This window comes from Thermomonas haemolytica, assembly GCF_004346265.1.
GTDB lineage: Bacteria > Pseudomonadota > Gammaproteobacteria > Xanthomonadales > Xanthomonadaceae > Thermomonas > Thermomonas haemolytica.
Window position 1 is genome coordinate 144,329 of sequence record NZ_SMAP01000001.1, and the last position, 20,044, is coordinate 164,372.

15 protein-coding genes are annotated in these 20,044 nt (G+C 70.7%); 6 read left to right on the forward strand and 9 right to left on the reverse strand.

All coding sequences use genetic code 11. The features are described 5' to 3' along the window. Nucleotides 1–32: 32 nt before the first annotated feature. The 5 genes from EDC34_RS00730 to EDC34_RS00750 all read right to left on the reverse strand — a co-directional run bounded on the left by EDC34_RS00730 (nt 33) and on the right by EDC34_RS00750 (nt 5,162). The gene (locus EDC34_RS00730) at nt 33–488 is read right to left on the reverse strand and encodes a hypothetical protein (protein ID WP_114958937.1); all 456 of its coding nucleotides are present in this window, start codon (nt 486–488) and stop codon (nt 33–35) included. A 2-nt stretch (nt 489–490) separates the two neighbouring features. Then, nucleotides 491–1,561: a class III poly(R)-hydroxyalkanoic acid synthase subunit PhaC gene (locus EDC34_RS00735; RefSeq protein ID WP_114958938.1), complete on the reverse strand. Its 1,071-nt coding sequence runs from the start codon at nt 1,559–1,561 to the stop codon at nt 491–493. Nucleotide 1,562: 1 nt separating this feature from the next. After that, on the reverse strand, nt 1,563–2,618 hold the full coding sequence (gene phaE / locus EDC34_RS00740) for a class III poly(R)-hydroxyalkanoic acid synthase subunit PhaE (protein WP_114958939.1): 1,056 nt from the start codon (nt 2,616–2,618) through the stop codon (nt 1,563–1,565). A 64-nt stretch (nt 2,619–2,682) separates the two neighbouring features. Next, nucleotides 2,683–3,300 carry a CDP-alcohol phosphatidyltransferase family protein gene (locus tag EDC34_RS00745; RefSeq protein ID WP_114959258.1) on the reverse strand — a complete coding sequence of 206 codons (618 nt, stop codon included), beginning with the start codon at nt 3,298–3,300 and terminating at the stop codon, nt 2,683–2,685. A 56-nt stretch (nt 3,301–3,356) separates the two neighbouring features. Then, nucleotides 3,357–5,162: a 3-hydroxybutyrate oligomer hydrolase family protein gene (locus tag EDC34_RS00750; protein WP_114958940.1), complete on the reverse strand. Its 1,806-nt coding sequence runs from the start codon at nt 5,160–5,162 to the stop codon at nt 3,357–3,359. A gap of 122 nt (nt 5,163–5,284) precedes the next feature. Between EDC34_RS00750 and EDC34_RS00755 the strand changes: the two genes are divergently transcribed. Then, a complete protein-coding gene (locus EDC34_RS00755; RefSeq protein WP_114958941.1) occupies nt 5,285–6,100 on the forward strand; it encodes a 3-hydroxybutyrate dehydrogenase in 816 nt (271 codons plus the stop codon). A gap of 4 nt (nt 6,101–6,104) precedes the next feature. Beyond that, nucleotides 6,105–6,770, forward strand: coding sequence for a response regulator transcription factor (locus EDC34_RS00760; protein ID WP_114958942.1), 666 nt, complete (start codon nt 6,105–6,107; stop codon nt 6,768–6,770). Nucleotides 6,771–7,097: 327 nt separating this feature from the next. Here EDC34_RS00760 and EDC34_RS00765 read toward each other — a convergent pair whose 3' ends face one another. From EDC34_RS00765 to EDC34_RS00780, 4 genes are all read right to left on the reverse strand, one after another. Further along, nucleotides 7,098–8,144: an NAD(P)-dependent alcohol dehydrogenase gene (locus tag EDC34_RS00765; protein WP_114959259.1), complete on the reverse strand. Its 1,047-nt coding sequence runs from the start codon at nt 8,142–8,144 to the stop codon at nt 7,098–7,100. A gap of 112 nt (nt 8,145–8,256) precedes the next feature. Then, entirely contained in the window at nt 8,257–8,745 is a 489-nt protein-coding gene (locus tag EDC34_RS00770; RefSeq protein ID WP_114958943.1) for an NUDIX hydrolase, read from the reverse strand. Between the two features lie 194 nt (nt 8,746–8,939). Continuing rightward, nucleotides 8,940–12,293, reverse strand: a complete 3,354-nt coding sequence (locus EDC34_RS00775) for a PAS-domain containing protein (protein WP_114959260.1) — start codon at nt 12,291–12,293, stop codon at nt 8,940–8,942. Between the two features lie 121 nt (nt 12,294–12,414). After that, complete coding sequence (locus EDC34_RS00780) at nt 12,415–14,667, reverse strand: TonB-dependent receptor (protein ID WP_114958944.1); 2,253 nt, start codon at nt 14,665–14,667, stop codon at nt 12,415–12,417. A 154-nt stretch (nt 14,668–14,821) separates the two neighbouring features. Between EDC34_RS00780 and EDC34_RS00785 the strand changes: the two genes are divergently transcribed. Genes EDC34_RS00785 through EDC34_RS00800 form a run of 4 tightly spaced genes read left to right on the forward strand, consistent with a single transcriptional unit; the run spans nt 14,822 to nt 20,026 of the window. Further along, complete coding sequence (locus tag EDC34_RS00785; RefSeq protein ID WP_114959261.1) at nt 14,822–16,225, forward strand: GntP family permease; 1,404 nt, start codon at nt 14,822–14,824, stop codon at nt 16,223–16,225. A gap of 43 nt (nt 16,226–16,268) precedes the next feature. Beyond that, a complete protein-coding gene (locus tag EDC34_RS00790) occupies nt 16,269–17,567 on the forward strand; it encodes a hypothetical protein (protein ID WP_114958945.1) in 1,299 nt (432 codons plus the stop codon). Nucleotides 17,568–17,598: 31 nt separating this feature from the next. After that, entirely contained in the window at nt 17,599–18,687 is a 1,089-nt protein-coding gene (gene dinB / locus EDC34_RS00795; RefSeq protein WP_114958946.1) for a DNA polymerase IV, read from the forward strand. Nucleotides 18,688–18,724: 37 nt separating this feature from the next. Beyond that, a complete protein-coding gene (locus tag EDC34_RS00800) occupies nt 18,725–20,026 on the forward strand; it encodes an MFS transporter (protein ID WP_114958947.1) in 1,302 nt (433 codons plus the stop codon). Nucleotides 20,027–20,044 lie beyond the last annotated feature (18 nt).

Here is a 20,044-nt window from a genome sequence, read left to right on the forward strand (position 1 = left end):
GCGCCGCGACGCCGCCCGTCGGCGAGCCGCATTCAGTCGCGCGCCCACGGCCACCAGCCGCGCCCGCTCAACGCATAGCGGTCGGCCGCACGCTCGAAACGGTTGCGCGCGGACACCCCGCCGTGCAGCAGGTACAGCGGCAGGAACAGCGCACCCAACGCCATGTACTGGAAGACATGCGCGCGCTCGTGGTCGGCCAGCAGGATCGGCGGATCGTGGCCGATCCCCGCCGCATGCGCATAGGTGTGGCACGGGCGCGCGAGCGTGTCGCCGGTATCGAGGATCACGTTGCCCAGGGTCAGCGCGCCGCCCGGCCCCCACGGCACCCGCTGGAACACACAGGCCAGGTCGCGCGGGCTGAAATGCATCCGCGCGCCGGCGGCCAGTGCCGCCAGCCCCGCCACCAGGCCGAGCGCCGTCATCGGCAAGGCCCACGCAATGCCGAGGCCCTGCGCGAGGCGCAGCAGCCAGCGCTGCGGCGCGCGCATGTTCAGCGCGACCGCTGCGCCAGCCAGTCGTGGATCGCCTGCGGCACGTCCTTCTGCGCGCGCCCGGAGACGTAGATGCCGATGTGGCCGCCGCGGAAGGAATACTCGGTGTAGTCGCGGCTGCCGCACAGCCTGCGCAGCGCGCGCGAGGCATCCGGCGGCACCAGGTGGTCCTGCTCGGCGTAGATGTTGAGGACCGGCATCTCCACCAGCCCCAGGTGCACCTCGCGTTCGCCCACCTTGGCGCCGCCGGTGACGAAGCGGTTCTCCTGGAAGAACTGCTTGCTGAACTCGCGGAACGCCTCGCCGGCCTGGTCGGGCGAATCGAAGATCCACTGCTCCATGCGCAGGAAATCCTCCATCGCCTTGCGGTCGTCGAGGATGTCGAGCATCCCGACGTATTTCTGCGCGAACAGCCGCCACGGCTTCAGCATCAGGTAGGTGAAGTTCATCATGTCGGCCGGCACGTTGCTGAGCGTGTCCACCAGCAGGTCCACGTCGATCTCGCGGTTCCAGTTCGACAGCATGTTGTCCGGGGTGTGGAAGTCCACCGGGGTCACCATGGTGACGAGGTTCTTCACCCGCTCCGGGTGCAGCGCCGCGTAGCACAGCGAGAACGCGCCGCCCTGGCAGATGCCCAGCAGGTTGACCGCCGGCAGCCCGTGCGCGTGGCACAGATGCTCGATCGCGCCGCCGAGGAAACGCTCGATGTAGTCCTCCAGGGTCAGGAAGCGGTCGGAGCGGTCGGGGTAGCCCCAGTCGATCACGTACACGTCCTCACCGCGCGCCAGCAGCCCCTTCACCAGCGAGCGGTCGTCCTGCAGGTCCACCATGTACGGGCGGTTGACCAGCGCGTAGGCGATCAGCAGCGGAACCTTCGCCGTGGGCGCGCGCTCGCCGCGGAAGCGGTACAGCACCACCTTGCCGTCGCGCCAGACCTCCTCGCGCGGAGTCGCGCCGACGTGCACGTCCTGCAACTCGCGCAGGGTGCGCAGGCCGGCCGCGAGTTTCCGTTGCAGCGTGCTGGCCTCCTCGGCCAGTGTTTCCGGGGTGATGGCGAGCGGGCCGTACATGTCAGCGCTTCCTCGCGGTGGTCTTGGCAGCCGTCTTGGTAGTGGTCTTGGCAGCGGGCTTTGTCGCAGGCTTCACGGCAGGCCTGCGCGTGCGCCCAGCCTTGGCCGGCGCAGCCTTCGCCGCTCGGGTGGCTCCCGCCTTCACGGCCTTGCCGGCCGCGCTCTTTGCAGCTCCCGCTGGGTGCATGGTCGAGTCGGCGGCCGGCGCGCGCTGCATCCGCCGCACTGCGCGTTCGAGTTCCGCGATCTTGCGGTGCGCGCTGTCAAGCTCCACCCGCCCGGGCAGACCCAGTGCCGTCGCCATCTGCTCGCCGATCGCCTGCGCCGCGGCGCGCGCCTGCATCTGCGCATTGACCAGCTCGCCCAGCACGCGGCGGTACTCCGGCGACAGCGCGATCTCGGCCCAGGCCTCCTCGGCGGCATCCACCCACAGGTCGAACAGCGCGCGCACGCGGGTGAGCTGGCGACCTGGCTCCTCGTGCTCGGCCAGCTTTGCCTCGAAGCGCGCGAACGCCTCCTGCGAGGCCTTGGCCAGCAGCGCGTTCCAGGCCTCCTGCGCGCTCTGCAGGCGCAGCTGCGCGCGCCCCAGTGCCTGCAATCGCTCCTGGTGTTCGCGCGTGAAACCGAACACCGGCAGGCCCAGCAGCCCCTCCGCCTGCGCGCGCAGCCCGTGCAGCCACGGCGCGGCTGCCTCGCCCCACTGCGCGATGTTCCCCAGTCCCGGCCCCTGCATGCCCTGGACCATGCCGGCGAACGGATTACCTCCGACCACACCGCGCCAGGCGCGCGCCACGTCCTGGGCCGTATGCGTCTGGCCCGCGAGCTGCGCTGCGACCTGCTGCATCTGCGCCAGCCAGGTGCCGGCCTGCCGCTGCAGGTGGTCGAGCACGCCGTTGAAGGTATCGCCGCCGCCGAGCTGGGCGCGCCATGCCCCAAGCGCGTCCTGCAGGCCAGCCGCCGCCGGGCCGCCCGCGGCCGATGCACTGCGCAGGGCATCGCCCCACAGCGCCCAGTACTGGCGCGCCAGTGCCGCGAAATCGTTGGATGCGTCCGTCATGTGTCCTCCGCGAGATGCATCCGATGCTAGCAACGCGGCGATGACGCCGCTATTGCATCCTCGGTCAGGGTTTGGGGATGCGCAGCGTCTTGCTGATCATCAGCGAGCCCGACAGCGCATACACCAGCACCAACGGGTGCAGCTGCCAGGGCCCGAGGTGGACCACGCCCAGCCACAGCGATGGCCCGATCGCCCCCGACCAGGCGGCAACCGCCAGCACGCCGACGATGGCCACGCTGGTGGGAATCGGGGTGCCCTCGAAATAGCGGACCTTGCCGGCGTCGCCGGACAGCTGCTCGGCGGTGACGTTGTAGCGCGCCAGCCGGCTGACGCCGCAGCCGATGAAATAACTCAGCACCACCCAGTCCCAGCCGCCCTGCAGGCCGCAGGCATAGCCCAGCGCCGCAGGCGCCACGCCGAAGCTGATCACGTCGGCCAGCGAGTCGAGCTCGCGCCCCAGGGTGCTGGCGACCTTGCGCCAGCGGGCGATGCGGCCGTCCAGCGCGTCGAAGACGAACGCCAGCGGGATGAGCGCCATGCCCACCAGCAGGTCGCGCACCCCGCCCTCCTGCAGGAAGCGCATCGCCGCGAAGATCGCGCCGGTACCGCAGAACGCGTTGGCCAGGGTGAACCAGTCAGCGAGATGGAAATCCCGCAGCATCGAGAAATGGCGCTGTTTCATCGGCGGCTCCGGCGGCAGGGCCGCCAGCGTGCCAAGCGGGCGCGACGCCCGCAACCTCAGTGCGGCATCGCCAGATTCGCCGGTGCCAGCGGCGCGCCCATGCGCGGCACGGTGGCGATCACCGCGTCCTCCGGCAGCGCGGCCTTGCCGTCGAGGTAGGCCTCCACCCGATCCAGCGCCGTGTACACGTACGGCAGCAGCGGCAGGTAAGCCGCGGCCATGTGCGGCAGGCCGAGGAAGGCATCGAAATGCTGGGCATTGCGCACCTGCCAGTAGCGCACGTCGCGGCCGGCGGACTTGGCCATCGCCACGTAGGGCGCGCTGGAGAACGCCGGCGGCACCAGGCCGTCGTCGCTGCCGTGCACGACCACCAGCGGCAACCCGGCGCGCGGCGGCGCGGCGCGGATCTCGGCGATGCCCTGGCGCACGCGGCGGGCATCCGCGCCCTCGCCCGTCCATAGCCCGCGCAGGCACTGCAGGCCGGTCAGGCCGAGATCGGCCGGCGGCTGCGGATCGACGATGGCCACACCCGCACCCGGCGGAATGCCGCTGGCATCGGCCCACCAGGCGGCGCGCTCGGCCTCGGTGGCGGCGCGCGGCGCGAGGTCCGCGCCCAGCGCGGCATAGCGGTAGCCGCAGGGGTGCGCATCGTGCGGATAGCGCCCGTAGGCCGAGGCATAGGCCACCGCGATCGCGCGCCATAAGTCGAAGCCCACGCTGATCGCACCCGCGCGCAGGCCGGCATCGCTCCAGCCGGCTGCACGCAGCCGTGCCAGCGCGTCCTTCTGCTGGGCATCGAAGGTCGCACCGGAAATCACGCCACGCGCGGCCAGCGCCGCGCACCTCATCTCCAGCCCCGGCAGTGCCGGGATGCCCAGCTGCGGCAGCGCGCAGGGCATCAGCAGCGCGGCCTCGCTGGCGTAGTCGTACAGCGCACGCGCGCCATGGCCGTCCACCAGCACGCTGGGTTCGCCGGCCACCGCCGCATCCAGCCACGGCTCCGGGTCTTCCGCCGCGCGCAGCACCGCGCCGCCCGCATTGGAAATGCCGACCGCGATGATGCGGGTGTTCGCGAAGGTGAACGGCGCCTGTTGCGGGAATTGCGCGTCCAGCACCGAAAGCGCGAACTGCGCCGCCTGCTTGAGGTGGCGGCCCCAGTCGGCCTCGGGGTTGTCCTGCGAATGCGCGTGCTTGAAGGCCACGCCGTGGCCGGAAGCCGGCGTGGGCGCGAAGGCCAGCGCGGCATCGTCCCCTGCAACTGCGACGGTGCCATCCAGCGCGATGCCCTGCCCGGCATCCAGATCGAAATAATCGGTGCCCGTGCCCTTGTCGGTGTAGGCCACCGCGCAGCCGCGCGGCAGGCCCCAGGCGCCGACCACCGCGATCGCGCCGTAGATGCCGCGCGAACCCGAGGACGCGGTCACCACCACGCAGCGCTTGCGCGCATCGAAATCGTCCGGCAGCTGCACCAGCACGCGATGCGGCTGCCTGGCGCCGGACAGGCGGGCATAGGCGCTGAACTCGCGGCCTGGCACCGCCGCGGTGCTGCCGTACAGCTCGCCATAGCCGCCACCGGGGGCGAGGTCGGCGATCCCGCGCCAGTTCGACCAGATCGCACGCCGGCGTAGCTCGGATGGGGTCGGATGCGCGGCCTCCGCGAACGCCGGCGGCACCAGCGCACGCAGGCCCTGTAGGCCGAGGCCGGCGGTCAGCAGATCGTCATCGCCGCGGTGTTCGGTGATACGGATCGGGCTGAACATGGGACGGGCTTCCTGGTTGGACGGTGCCTGCGCGGGCAGGCTGGCACAGGCGGCCAGCAGCAGGCCAGCCGCAGCGAGGGCGCAATGGCGGAGTGTATGCATGTGCCGACCTTACCCCCTGCCGCAAGCTCCCGCATCGTACTTTCGTACCAGCCGCGCGTAACCGCCGCTTGGGTGCGATCCTGCTAGCGTATGGCTCCCCCACGGCGTCGCGGAGTTCCCCCATGAGCGAATCCTTCCTGCACGGGCGCACCGCCCTGGTCACCGGCAGCACCTCCGGCATTGGCCTGGCGATCGCCAAGGCCCTGGCCGCGGCCGGCGCACGGGTGGCGATCAATGGCCTCGGCACCGACGAGCAGATCGCAGCCGCCATTGCCGAAGTGGACGCGGCCACGGGCGGCAGTGGTGGCACCCGCCACTTCGGCGCCGACCTGCGTGACCCAGCCGCCATCGAAGCGATGATGCGCGATCTCGCCGCCTGGTCGGACGGCGGCGTGGACGTGCTGGTGAACAACGCCGGCATCCAGCACGCGGTGCCGCTGCACGAGATGCCGGTTTCGAAGTGGAACGACATCCTCGCCATCAACCTGTCATCCGCCTTCCACACCATGCGCGCGGCGCTGCCGACGATGGCCGCGCGCGGCTACGGGCGGGTGGTCAACATCGCCTCGGTGCACGGGCTGGTGGCATCGAAGGACAAGGCGCCGTACGTGGCCAGCAAGTTCGGCCTGGTGGGCCTGAGCAAGGTCGCCGCGCTGGAATACGCGGCGCAGGGCAGCCGCGAGTCCGGCGGCATCACCGTCAATTGCATCTGCCCGGGCTGGGTGGAAACCCCGCTGATCGAGCCGCAGATCGAGGCGCGCATGCACGGCGGCTCGCGCGAGGACGGCGTGCGCGCACTGCTGGCCGAGAAGCAGCCCAGCCTGCGCATGACCCTGCCGGAGGAGATCGCCGCGCTCGCCGTGTTCCTGTGCCGGCGCGAAGCGCACAACATCACCGGTGCCGCACTGCCGGTGGATGGCGGTTGGACGGCGCAGTGAGCCCATGCCCTCGCTGCTGATCGCCGACGACCACCCGCTGTTCCGCGCTGCGCTCAAGCAGGCGGCGCGCGAGGCGTTGGGCGGGGTGGAGCTGTTCGAAGCCGGCACTCTGGAGGCGACGCTGGCGTTGCTGGAGGCGCAGCCGCAGGTGGACCTGGTGCTGCTGGACCTGCACATGCCGGGCAACCACGGTCTGGCCGGGCTGGCCGCGATCCGTGCGCAGTTCCCCGGCGTGGCGGTGGTGGTGGTGTCGGCCAACGACGATCCGCGGGTGGTGCGGCGCGCGCTGGACCACGGCGCGGCCGGCTACCTGCCCAAGAGCGCCGGGCTGGAGGAACTGCGCGCGGCGATCACCGCCGTGCTGGCCTGCGAGACCTGGCTGCCGCCGGCACTGCGCACCAGCGTGGCGCGCGCGCAGAGCGCGCCGGGCGATGCCGATCTTGCCGCGCGGCTGGCCAGCCTGTCGCCGCAGCAGTTCCGGGTGCTCACGCTGGTCGCAGACGGCCTGCTCAACAAGCAGATCGCCGACCGCCTCGGCGTGCAGGAGCGCACGGTGAAGGCGCACCTGACCGCCATCTTCGAACGCCTGGGCGTGCGCAACCGCACCCAGGCCGGGGTGGTGCTGCGCTCGCTGGAGCTGAGCGACCCGGCGCGCCAGGTCGAAGCCTGAGCCGCACCCGCAACTGGCGATTTTTTCACCACCCCCATTGACAGCCGCGCCACGCAAGGCGCGCGCGTGGTTGTCCACATCGTTATACGATTTCCATCCACAGCCGCTGTGGAAAATCCAGGATCAGGGCCGCGCAGTCGGCCTGGATACACTGGCGATTTTTTCGCCACACCTCTTGACAGCCGCGCCGCGCAAGGCGCTCGCGCGGTTATCCACACCGTTATCCGACGTCCATCCACAACCGCTGTGGAGAACGCGCCGGCTCCGGCACAGCGCCCTGGGTCCACACGCCTCGGGCACGCGGCGATGCCCGCCACGTACCCTGCCTCACAGGGTGGCGGTATCGATCACGAAGCGGTACTTGACGTCGCTCCTGAGCATGCGCTCGTAGGCAACCTCGATCTCGTCCGCGCGCACCATCTCGATGCTGGCCACGATCCCGTGCTCGGCGCAGAAATCCAGCATTTCCTGGGTTTCGGCAATGCCGCCGATCAGGGAACCGGCGATCGACTTGCGGCCGAAGATCAGGCCCATCACCGCCGGGCTGGGATGCGGCGTGGCCGGCGCGCCGACCAGGCACAGGGTGCCGTCGCGCTTGAGCAGCGCAGTGAACGCATCCAGCACGTGCGGCGCGGCCACCGTGTCCAGGATGAAGTCGAAGCTGCCGCGGTGCGCGGCCATCTGCGCCTCGTCGCGCGAATTCACCACCGCGTCGGCGCCCAGCGCATGTGCTTCCTGGCGCTTGGATTCGCTGGTGGTGAACGCCACCACGTGCGCACCCATCGCGTGCGCGATCTTGATGCCCATGTGGCCCAGCCCGCCGATGCCGACGATCCCGACCTTCTTGCCCGGGCCGGCCTTCCAGTGGCGCAGCGGCGAATAGGTGGTGATGCCGGCGCACAGCAGCGGTGCCACCGCCGCCAGCTGGTCCTGCGGATGGCGCACGTGCAGGACGAACTTCTCGTCCACCACGATCCGCTGCGAATAGCCGCCGAGGGTATGGCCCGGCGCATCCGTGGTCGGGCCGTTGTAGGTGCCGACCATGCCGTTCTCGCAGTATTGCTCCAGCCCCTCCTCGCAGGCCGCGCAGTGCTGGCAGCTGCCGACCATGCAGCCTACGCCCACGGTGTCGCCGGGCTTGAAGCGGGTGACGGCCGCGCCGACCGCGCTGACATGGCCCACGATCTCGTGGCCGGGGACGCAGGGGTACAGCGTGCCGGGCCATTCCGAGCGGATGGTGTGCAGGTCGGAATGGCAGATGCCGCAGTAGGCGATGTCGATCTGCACGTCGTTGGCGCCCGGCGCGCGGCGCTGGATGTCGAGGGCGACGAAGGGCTGGTCGGCGGCGTGCGCGCCCCGGGCTTTCACGGTCATGGTCATGCGGCTCTCCAGGTGGGGGAAAGCCACTATTGTGCGCCTACAAACATTCAGCCGGCGCGAATGCGGCCCGCCGCCCACCGCCGCCGCCCGCGCCTTGCGGCGGCCCTTACAGGCGGGAAAAGGACCAGGACTGCATGCGCCCGTCGCGGTAGGGCATCACCCCGTGGAACGGGCGCGGATCGTCGTCGAACACCAGCGGCAGGAAGTGGCGATCGCCTTCCCACAACGGCAACTCGAGCAGGCGCTCGCGTTCCACCCATTCCAGGGTGCCTTCCGGGTTGCGCTGCAACGGGGTGCCGGTGAAGGCTTCGACCAGGAACACGAAGCCCAGCCAGTCCTCGCCCTGCTTGCCGAAGCCGGGCCAGCTGATGGTGCCGCGCAGGCGCACGCCGGTGCACTCGATCCCGGCCTCCTCGCGCAGCTCGCGGCGCAGGCCGGCCAGCACGTCCTCGTCGCGCTCCAGCTTGCCGCCAAGGCCGTTGTACTTGCCGAGGTGGTGGTCGCCGGGGCGCGCGTTGCGGTGGATCATCAGCACCCGCCGGCGATCGGGCGAGAGCACGTAGCCGAGGGTGGCGGCAATCGGGGTGTAAGGCATGCGCACAGTGTAGCTGGCGCACCGCGGCGGCCTTGCGACTAAGGAACCTCTGAACAACTCAGAGGTTCCTGCCGGCCATGGATGGCCGGCCACGCATCAATCACGTAAGTGATGGATGCGTGTGAGCCGAGTCCGGGCCTGTACCGGACTCGGCGTGGGCTGACAACGCCTGGATGGCGTTGTTCAGACCTTCCCTAACCCGGGATGCGCGGTGGATGCGCGGCCAGCAGGCGATCCAGCATCGACTTCAGCGCCAGCGGGCGCAGCGGCTTGGCCAGCAGCGGCAGCCCGGCCTCCTGTACCGCGCTGCGTACCGCGCCGGTCTGGTCGGCGCTCAGCACCAGGCAGGGCGCCGGCGGGAAGCGCGCCGCCAGCCGTGCCTGCAGGGCCACGCCGTCATCGCCGTCATCCAGGTGGTAATCCAGCAGCCACAGCTCGCAAGGCGCCGCGGCCAGTACTGCGGCGGCGGCCTGTCCATCGGCCACGGCATGCACCTGGCAGCCCCAACCTTCCAGCACCCGGCACAGGGCTTCGCGTGCGCCGGCTTCGTTATCCACCACCAGCACCCGCAACCCGGACAGGCCGCGGGTGGCGACGTGCGCCGGCGGCCGCTGCGGCTGCACTTCGACCGGCGCCAGGCACAGGCCGAAGCAGCTGCCGCGCCCGGGTTGCGAACGCAGGAAAATCTGGCTGCCCAGCAGGCCGGCGATGCGCCGCGCGATCGCCAGCCCCAGCCCCAGGCCCTGCCCCGGTGCGCCGTCGCCGCGGCGGAACTCCTCGAAGATCGCCTCACGCTGGGCATCGGAGATGCCCGGGCCGGTGTCGTGCACCTCGATGCACAACTGGCCGTCGCGGCGGCGCACGCCCAGCAGGATTTTCCCGCGCGCGGTGTAGCGCACCGCATTGGCCAAAAAGTTCTGCAGCACCCGCCGCAGCAGCTGCGGATCGCTGTGCACCCAGGCCCGGGTGGGCACGTAGCGCAGCTGCAACCCGCGCTCGGCCGCCAGTGCCCTGAACTGCGCGACCAGCGGCTCCAGCACGTCGGCCAGCGGCAGATCGCGCGGCTCCGGCACCAGGCCGCCGGCCTCCAGCCGCGACATGTCCAGCAGGGTGGTCAGCAGGTCTGCGGTGGAATCCAGCGCCGATGAAATCTGCCGCGCCAGCTCGCGCTGCTCGCCGTCGCCGCGCTGCTGCAACGCATCCGCGAACAGGTGCGCGGCATGCAGCGGCTGCAGCAGGTCGTGCCCGATCGCGGCCAGGAACCGGCTCTTGGCATCGTTGGCCTGCTCGGCCTCGCGCTTGGCGGTTTCCAGCAGCGCGGTGCGTTCGGCCACCCGCTGCTCCAGGGTTTCGTTCACCCGCATCAGCCCGGCCTCGGCCTGGCGGAACGCGGTGACGTCGGTGAAGGTGGCGACGAAGCCGCCGCCCGGCATCGGGTTGCCGCGGATCTCGACGATGCTGCCGTCCGGGAACACCCGTTCCGACAAGTGCGCGGTGCCCGCGCGCATGTGCGCCAGCCGCCGTTCCAGCGCGGCGGCTTCCTGCACCGGGTCGATCGCGGCCACCCGGCGCAGCGCCCAGCGCGCGGCCTGCGCGATCGGCATCCCCACCCGCAGCATCCCGCGCGGGTAGCCGAACAGTTCCTCGTAGCGCCGGTTCCAGGCCACCAGCCGCAGCTGGGCATCGACCACGCTGATGCCCTGGCTCATGTTCTCCAGCGCCGCCTCCAGCACCCGCTGGTTGAAGCGCAGGTCCTGCGAGGCCTCGCCCACGATTGCGGCCACCGTATCGAGGTCGGCCCCCGGCGCGGCGCGGCGCGCGGCATCCAGCAGCAACCGCGCCGAAGCGCTGCCCAGCACCGCCGCCAGCTCGTGCTCCAGCCGCGACTCCAGCCGCGCCGGCACCGGCCCGCTCGCCGGCGCCCCGCGCAGCAGCGCCTCCACCCGTTCCGCCGGCAGGAAGCGCAGCCCGGCGCTGCGCAGGGTGGCAAGGTCGGCCCCACGCGCGGCGCGTTGACGCGGCACGCCGCGCAGTATCGCCACCAGCCAGGTGGTGACGGTGCCGACGAACAGGCTGGCGCCGACCGCGCGGCCCAGCCGGCTCCAGCCGGTCAGGCCGAAGATCGCCTCCGGGGCCAGCCAGGACATCCCCAGCGGCCCGTCGCGCAGCCAGTGCGGGTCGCCACCCAGTGCCGTCGCCAGCATCGGCACCAGCATCACCCAGGCCCAGGCGGCGAACCCCGCCAGCACTCCGGCCGTGGCAGCGATCGCCGGGGTGAGCGGGCGCCAGACCGCGAAGGCTAGCGCCGGGGCCAGGGTGGCCAGCGCCGAGAACGACACCGCGCCGACATCCGCCAGCGCTTCATTGCCGCTGAGTAGGCGGGCGTAGCCCCAGCCCAGCAGCATCAGCAGCAGGATGCCCAGCCGCCGCAGCAGCAGCAGGTCGCCGCGGCGATCGCCTCCCTGCGCGTGCGCCCAGGCCCCGCGCAACAGGCCCGGGGCGAACCAGTGGTTGCCGATCATCAGGCTCAGCGTGAGCGTGCTCACGATCACCATGCCGGTGGCCGCACTGAGCCCGCCCAGGAACACCAGCAGGGCCAACCCGGCATGCCCCTGCGCCAGCGGCAGCGCCAGCGCGTACATGTCGGTGGGCACGCTATCGCCCAACAGCGCCGCGCCCGCGCGCGCCAGCGGCAAGGTGGGCAGCGCGATCAGCAGCAGGTACAGCGGGAACTGCCAGCGCGCAGTGCGCACGTCGGCCTCGTCGCGGCATTCCACCACCCCGACGTGGAACTGGTGCGGCATCACGAACATCGCCAGCGCACCCAGGAGCACCAGCGGCATGAACCCCCCGGCCGCCGCGGGCGGCACCGGCGGCGACAACTCCGGCAGGCCGCGCAGGCCAAACCAGACGAACGCGCCCAGCGCCAGCATCGCCATCAGCTTGAACAGCGATTCGAACGCCAACGCCAGCACCAGCCCGCGATTGTGCCCGGCGGCGCTGACGTGGCGGGTGCCGAACAGGATCGCGAACGCCGCCATCGCCAGCGCCACGTACAGCGCACCGTCGCGCCACGCCGGCGGCGCGCCGTCGGCCGCGCTGGCCATGCCCGAGGTGAGCGTGGCCAGGCTCATGGTGATCGCCTGCAGCTGCAGGGCGATGTAGGGGATCAGGCCGAGCACCGCGACCAGGGTCACCACCGCGGCCAGCCACGCATCCTTGCCCAGCCGGGTGGCGATCAGGTCGGCCAGCGAGGTGGCATTGCTCTCGCGCGCCAGCCGCGCCAGCCGCGCCATGAAGGCGATCGCCAGCGCGTAGAACAGGATCGCGCCGACGAACGTGGGCGGCAGCGGCCAGCCGTAGCGGGCGGCCTGGGTGACCGTGCCGTAGAAGGTCCACGAGGTGCAGTGCACCGCCAGCGACAGCGCATAGACATGCCGCCAGTGGCGGGCGAACACCTCCGGGTGGCGCTCCGCGTACAGGCCGGTGCCGAACAGCAGGCCCAACCACAGCAGCGCGGCGGCCACCACCGCGGCGACGCTCAGCATGGCGCCGCCTTCAGGCATGCATGGGGACGCGGGTCATCATCAAGGCGCATTCGCGGCGAGGATAGCGCGACGGCGGGCTTGCGCCCGCCGTCGTAGCGTCCCGGCCCGGAAAGTGCGCGGGTCAGAAGTTGTAGCGCACCGAGGCGTACCAATTGCGCGGCAGCCCGTAATAGGCGGTCTGGATGTTGGCCACGCTGGCGAACTCCTGGCCGTCGATCATGTAGCGCTCGTCGGTCAGGTTGCGCACCCCAACCCGCACCTGCCATTTGTACTCGGGCGAATCCCACACCCCGTACAGCCCGACCACGGTATAGGCCGGCTGGCTCAGCACGTCGCGGTTGTCCACCGACAGCCAGGTGCGGGTGCGGTAGGACACGTCGCCCCCGAAGCTGAGCATGCCGCCATCGGGGAGCGGGATGGCGTGGTTGACCGCGATCCGGCTGGTGAAGCGCGGCGAGAACGGCACGTGCGCATGGCTGACGTTGGGGTCGTAGCCGGGGTAGCTGGGATCCAGCCGGAAGTCGTCGAAGCGGTCGTACTTGGCATCCAGCCAGCTCATCTGGCCGGTGACGGTGGTGCGCTCGCCGAGCATCGCGCTGCCCTCCAGCTCCAGGCCCTGGATGCTCAGCGCCGCCGCGTTGAGCACCGGGAACGTGCTCACGTCCTGCGAGACGCGTGCCTGGAAGTCCTTGTAGCGGCTGGTGAACGCAGTGATGCCGCCGCGCAGGCGATGATCCGCGGACTCCATCTTCAGCCCGGTCTCGTAGGTCCACACGTATTCCGGGTTGTACTTGGCATGGGCCACGTCGTAGGGCGTGTTGGCGCGCCCATTGAACCCACCGGACTTGAAGCCGCGATTGGCCGAGGCGTACCACATCAGGCCCGCGCTGATCTTCTTCTGCAGGCTGAAGGACGGGGTCACCGCGGTCCAGGTGGCGCCGGTGCGCGGGAACGGCACGGTGCCGTTGAGCCCGGTGAACGGCGCGCCCCAGAAGGTGCTGGTGGTGCGCTCGTAATCCTTGTGGTCGCGGGTCCAGCGCACGCCGGCCGACAGGGTCCAGCTCGGCACGAATTCCCAGCTGGCGTGGGCGAACGCAGCCGTGCTGGTGGTGGTGAGGTCATCGGCAATCGTGCGCAGGAAGCTCACCCGGCTGCCGGCCACCGCGTACAGGTCGCTGGCATAGGCCTCCTGGTAGGACGGCACGTGCTCGCGCATCCAGTACGCGCCGAAGATGGCGCGCAGGTTGCTTCCGTTGTCGAACTGCAGCTGCAGCTCCTGGCTCTTCTGGTCCTGGTCGATGGCCACCAGCACATCGCCCAGCTCCCACTTCGAGGCGTCGATGTCGATGAAGGAGTGGGTCTTGAGCTTGCGGTAGGCGGTGATGCTCTTGAGCAGCCAGGCCTGCGACAGGTTCCACTGCATCGACAGGCTGACGCCCTGGTGGGTCATCTGCTGGCCCTTGCCGGGCGCGAACGAGGTCTGCGCGGAATAATCCCACTTGCCGGTCTCGCCGGGCTGCAGCACCACCGGTCCGAATACCACGTCGGTGCGCACCAGGTTGGCCATCGGGCGACCCATGGTCAGCGCCGCGTCCTGCTTGGTGTAGTCCAGCGACAACATCGCCTCGAATGCCTCGCTGGGCTTGAAGCCGAGCTTGGCGCGCACGCTGCGGGTGTCGTCGTCGTTGAAGTTGTGGCCGCCGGCGCGGTTCTTCACGTAGCCGTCGTTGGTGATCCAGGCGCCCGCAATACTGCCGGCCACGGTGTCGGAGAGCTTGCCGCCGGCATAGAAACGCGCCTCGGCGCGGCCGTAGTCGCCATAGGTCAGCTCGGCGGCGCCACCTTCGTACGAGAACGGGTCCTTGGTGGTCAGCTTGACCGCGCCGCCGGTGGAGTTCTTGCCGTACAGGGTGCCCTGCGGCCCGCGCAGCACTTCCACGTCGGCGATGTCGAACAGGGAGAACAGCGCGCCGTTGATGCGCGAGTAGTACACATCGTCCACGTACATGCCCACGCCCGGATCGAAGGTCTGCAGCGCGTCCGGCTGGCCGATGCCGCGGATGAACACGTTCACGCTGTTGGCCGAACCGCGGCCCTGCACGATGTTCATGTTGGGCACCGCGCCCTGCAGGCCATCGACATTGCTGGCCTGCAGGTCCTTGAGCTGGTCCTCGCCGAACGCGCTGACCGCGACCGGCACGTCCTGGATGGACTCGGCGCGGCGACGGGCGGTGACGGTCACGGTGTCCAGGGTCTTCGCCACCTGCTCGCCTTCCTTCGCCTTCGGCGCGTCCTGCGCCAGCGCCGGGGCCCCGACCAGCAGCGACACGACCAGCGCGCCGTGGATCGCCATGCTCAACTGCTTGCGTTTCATCTCTCCCCCTCCGGGTATGCGGGCGGCACGATTACCACCAATGGCGGGCACGGTAAGCCGCGCCGTCCGCCGGCGGCATTGGACGTTCGGACAATGGGCCGGCCTGCCCCGGGCCTTGACACTCGCAGCCCTGCATCCGTCGCCGGGAATGGGCATGTCGTTTCTGATCGTGTTGGCCGCGCTGTGCTTCCTGATGCTGGTGGCCTACCGCGGCTACAGCGTCATCCTGTTCGCGCCGGTGGCCGCCCTCGGCGCGGTGCTGCTCACCGACCCGCAGCTGGTCGCGCCGATGTTCACCGGCCTGTTCATGGACAAGATGGTCGGCTTCCTCAAGCTGTACTTCCCGGTGTTTCTGCTGGGCGCGCTGTTCGGCAAGCTGATCGAACTGTCGGGGTTCTCCAAGGCGATCGTGCAGGCCACCATCCGCGTGGTCGGCGCGCAGCGGGCGATGCTGTCGATCGTGCTGGTGTGCGCGCTGCTGACCTATGGCGGGGTCTCGCTGTTCGTGGTGGTGTTTGCGGTGTACCCGTTCGCGGCCGAGCTGTTCCGCCAGGGCGACATCCCCAAGCGGCTGATCCCCGGCACCATTGCCCTGGGCGCGTTCACCTTCACCATGGACGCCCTGCCCGGCACCCCGCAGATCCAGAACATCATCCCGACCACCTTCTTCGGCACCACCACCTGGGCGGCGCCGGTGCTGGGCACGCTGGGCGGCGTGTTCATCCTGATCACCGGCCTTGCCTGGCTCGACTGGCGGCGGCGGGTGGCGGCGCGCAACGGCGAGGGCTATGGCGATGCCGCCACGCTCACGAACGAACCGGCCGCATTCACCGGCGGCAAGCTCGCCCACCCGCTCCTCGCCGTGCTGCCGCTGCTGGTGGTGGGCGTGGCGAACAAGCTGCTGACGCTGTGGATCCCGCTGCATTACGGCGACAGCACCAGTTTCATGCCGGCGGTGATCGGCAACCCCGCCCCGGTGGTGCAGGACACCTCCAAGCTGGTGGCGATCTGGGCGGTGGAAGGCGCGTTGCTGGCGGGCATCGCCTGCGTGCTGCTGCTGGCCTGGCGGCCGGTCAAGGCGGGGTTCTCCGAAGGTAGCAAGTCCGCGATCGGCGGTGCGCTGCTGGCCGGGATGAACACCGCCTCCGAATACGGCTTCGGCGCGGTGATCGCCGCCCTGCCCGGCTTTCTGGTGGTGGCGCAGGCGCTGGGCAGCATCCCCAACCCGCTGGTCAACGAGGCGGTGACGGTCACCGCGCTGGCCGGCATCACCGGCAGCGCCTCCGGCGGCATGAGCATCGCGCTGGCGGCGATGGCCGACACCTTCATCGCCAACGCGCACGCCGCCGGGATCCCGATGGACGTGCTGCACCGGGTCGCCGCGATGGCCTCCGGCGGCATGGACACCCTGCCGCACAACGGCGCGGTGATCACCCTGCTGGCAGTGACCGGCCTCACCCACCGCCAGGCCTACAAGGACATCTTCGCCATCACCTGCATCAAGACCCTGGCCGTGTTCGTGGTGATCGGCCTGTACTACGCCTTCGGGCTGGTGTGAGCGGGCTTGCCAGCGCGGCGGGCCGCCCGCACCATGGGCGGCCATGAGCGAACTCATCGAAGATGCGCGCCAGCTGCCGCGCCGCACCACGCCCACCTGGGAAGTCGAGTTGCTGATCTCCGGCGTGGCGGTGTTCGCCATGCTGCAGCTGCCGGGCTGGCTGGACGACCGGATGTTCGCGCTGGCACCGCGCCTGGGCGACGAATGGCTGTCGGTGCTGCGGCTGTCGTATTTCTACGCGAAGAGCGCGGCGGTGGTGCTGGCGGCCACCTTCGCGCTGCACCTGCTGCTGCGCGCGCAGTGGATCGCGCTGGTCGGCACCCACTCCGTCTATCCCCTCGGCATCCGCCTGGACCGGCTGAAGATGGGCCCGATCCAGCGCGCCATCGAGGAAGCCCGCCCCGACAGCACGATGGAGGCGATCGAACGCGCGGACAACCGCGCCAGCATCGTGTTCGCCATCGGCGTCAGCGTGGCACTGATCATCGCCAGCGTCTGCATTGGCTTCTGCGGCACCCTGCTGGTCGCGACGCTGGCCACCCGGATGCTGGGCTGGCAAGTGGACCCCCTAGTCACCATGTGCGTGGTGTTCGGCCTCTTCATGGTGCCGTTCGCGTTGGCCACGTGGCTGGACCACCAGTTCGGCGCCCGCCTGCGGGCAGGCAGCCCGGCGCGTCGCCTGATCGCAGGACTGCTCCGCCTCTACACGCGGATCGGGATGGGGCGCCGCAACAACCGGATCGTGGCCATCCTGGGCAGCAATGGCGGCGAGCGCAGGATGATGGCGGTGGTCGTGGGCGTCATGCTCGCGGCGATCATCGGCGTCGTCGTGGCCGACCTGCTGGCGCGCGACGGCAGCCGCTTCGGCAGCTATGCGCAGCTCCCGGATTCGGACATGCTGGCCCTGCATCCGGCCCATTACGACGACCAGCGCGATCCGGGCCGCGATGCGCCGCTGCCTTACGTGCAGTCCGCCATCATCACCGGCCCCTACCTGCAGCTGGTCGTGCCCTACCGGCCGAACCGGGACGAGGCGGCCATGCGCATCGCCTGCGCCACGCGCACGCAGGGGCTTGCGGGCGAGGCCCTCGCCGCCGCCCGCCTGGCCTGCCTGCAGGACCTGCACCCGGTGACGCTGGACGGCAAGCCGCTGAAAGACCTGCGCTACGACATCGCCAGCGACCCGCGCAGCGACCGCCCGGCGCTGCTCGCCATGATCGACGTGCGCGACCTGCCGCGCGGCCGCCACGAGCTGCACGTCGGCCGCCCGTCGCGCGCCGGGCGCAAGCCGGACCAGGGAACCCCGGATCCCGGCTACGACGCCATTGCGTTCTGGCGCTGAGCCGGAGCAGGCGCCGGCATAAAATCGTCGGGTGAGCGCCCCGCAACGCAAGATCATTCACGTCGACATGGACGCATTCTACGCGTCGGTGGAGCAGCGCGACGATCCCGCGCTGCGCGGGCGGCCGGTGGTGGTGGCATGGAAGGGCGCGCGTTCCGTCGTATGCGCGGCCAGCTACGAGGCGCGCCGCTTCGGGGTGCGCTCGGCGATGCCGGCGCTGCGCGCGGAGCGCCTGTGCCCGCAGGCGGTGTTCGTGCCGCCGGATTTCCCCCGCTACAAGGCAGTGTCGCGGCAGATCCGCGCCATCTTCGAGCGCTATACCGACCGCATCGAACCGCTGTCGCTGGACGAGGCCTACCTCGACGTCAGCGCGCCCCGGCGCGACCTCGGCAGCGCTACCGCGATCGCCAGCGAGATCCGCGATGCGATCCGCGCAGAGACGCAGCTGACCGCCTCGGCCGGCATCGCGCCCAACAAGTTCCTGGCCAAGATCGCCAGCGACTGGAACAAGCCGAATGGCCAGTTCGTGCTCAAGCCGGCGATGGTCGATGCCTTCGTCGCCTTGTTGCCGGTCGGCAAGATTCCCGGCGTCGGCAAGGTGATGGAAGCGAAGCTGGCCGAACTGGGCATCGCCACCTGCGCCGACCTGCGCGCGTTCGGCGCCGAGGCGCTGCAGGCGCGCTTCGGGCGCTGGGGCCTGCGCCTGCACGAGCTTGCACGGGGCATCGACGACCGCGAGGTGGAATCCGAGCGGCTAACCCTGCAGGTCTCAAGCGAGGACACCTTCCCCGAGGATCTGCCGCTGGAGGCGCTGGAACCGCATCTGCGCCGGCTGGCGGGCAAGACCTGGGCCGGCTACCTGCGCGAGCGCGCCCGCCATCCCGAACGGGTGGCGCGCACCGTGGTGCTCAAGCTCAAGACCGCCGATTTCCGCACCCTGACCCGCAGCCTGACCGCGCCGGAACCGCCGACCTCGGAACAGGCACTGGCCGACACCGCCTGCGCCCTGCGCGCGCGCGTGGGCCTGCCCGCCGCGACCCGCTACCGGCTGGCGGGCGTGTGCCTGTCCGGGTTCGCCGAGCCGGACGGCAGCCATGCCCAGGACGACCTGTTCGGCTGACTGTTCGGCTGCGCCTGCGTTCGCATACGCTAGGCCGATGCACAGCCTCGATCCCGCACTCCTGCCAGCGCAGTCCGGCGGCCTGTCCCGCCAACAGGCCAAGACCCTCGTGCTGTCGGCACTCGGCGGCGCGCTCGAGTTCTACGACTTCGTGGTGTTCGTGTTCTTCGCCACCACCATGGGCACGCTGTTCTTCCCGGCCGCCATGCCCGAGTGGATGCGGCTGGTGCAGACCTTCGGCATCTTCGCCGCGGGCTACCTGGCGCGTCCGCTGGGCGGCGTGCTGATGGCGCATTTCGGCGACCTCTCCGGGCGCAAGCGGATGTTCCTGCTCAGCATCCTGCTGATGGCGCTGCCCACCCTGCTGATGGGCCTGCTGCCGACCTACGCCCAGATCGGCATCGCAGCCCCGCTGCTGCTGTTGCTGCTGCGCATCCTGCAGGGCGCGGCGATCGGCGGCGAGGCGCCGGGCGCGTGGGTATTCGTGAGCGAGCACGTCAGCCCGCGCCACCGCAACCTCGCCTGCGGCGCGCTGTCGCTGGGCCTGCTGGCCGGCATCCTGCTGGGCGCGCTGGTGGCGCGCGCGCTCAACGCCTGGCTGAGCGATGCCGAGCTGCTGGCCTGGGGCTGGCGCCTGCCGTTCCTGCTGGGCGGCGTGTTTGGCCTGCTGGCGATGGTGCTGCGCCGGCAGTTGCACGAAACCCCGGTGTTCGCGGAACTGCAGGCGCGCCGCACGCTCTCCGCCGAGCTGCCGCTGAAGGCGGTGGTGCGCGACCATCCGGGCGCGGTGGTGCTGGCCATGCTGCTGACCTGGCTGCTGACCGCGGCGGTGGTGGTCACCATCCTGATGATGCCGACCTTCCTGCAGGGCATGGGCGTCCCCCGCGATGCCGCGCTCGCCGGCAATGCGCTGGCGGTGCTGGCGGCAATGGCGGCCAACCTGGTCGCGGGCGCGCTGGCCGACCGCTTCGGCGCCGGCCGCGTGCTGGCGCTGTGGAGCCTGCTGCTGGGCGTGGCGTTCTGGTGGTTCTACCGCGAGGCGCAGGCCGGCGCGTATTCGCAATGGCACTATGCCATCGCCGGCAGCGCGGTGGGCTTGACCGCGATGGTCCCGGCGATCGCGCTGGGCGGGTTCCCGGCGCGGGTGCGCTTCTCCGGGCTGTCGTTCTCCTACAACCTCGCCTATGCCATCGCCGGCGGCCTGACCCCGGTGCTGCTGAGCGCCGCGATGAAAGGCAACCCGGCCGCGCCCATGCACTACATCGCCGCCATGGCGGTGCTGGGCATCGCGCTGGGCGCATTCGTGGAATGGCGCGACCGGCGCGCACCGGCGGCGTAAGCGCCTGCCCGTTTCAGG